Source organism: Pedococcus sp. P1_H8 (genome assembly GCF_056405175.1).
The window spans coordinates 1-423 of sequence record NZ_JBFUCP010000288.1; the positions used below are offsets into that span (position 1 = coordinate 1).

Consider the following 423-nt stretch of genomic DNA (forward strand, 5'->3'; position numbering starts at 1 on the left):
GCCGCTGAGCCAGCGCTACGTCGACGGCACCATGACCGTGCAGACCCGATGGGCCAGCCTGCAGGTCACCGACTACCTGCCGCACGACGTGGACGCCGGCCGCACCGACCTGACCCGGGTGATCACCGGCCAGGCCAAGGCGGTTGTCACCTTCGCGCCCCGCCCCGAGTTCGGGCAGGCGCAGGTGAAGCTCGAGCGGGAGGAGAACGGCCTGCGTGTCTACGGCACCAACGACCCGGTGGTGCTGCGCTCCGCCGGCGTCGAGTGGGAGATCGTCAACGACGGCCAGCAGCAGACCGCACACGCCGTGGTCGACCCGTCCGCCGGACCCGTGGTACTCGAACTTCGCTGCGGCAGTTCGGATCTCGAACCGTCCGCGACGCCGGAACCCGACCGTCGGGCACTGTCCGAGGCGTACTGGGC

The 423-nt window shown here is 70.7% G+C and carries 1 protein-coding gene; it reads left to right on the top strand.

The annotated features are described in order from the left end of the window. Nucleotides 1–423 (top strand): trehalase-like domain-containing protein (locus AC1DYG_RS20050; RefSeq protein WP_477641595.1); only part of this gene is annotated, 423 nt, incomplete at both ends.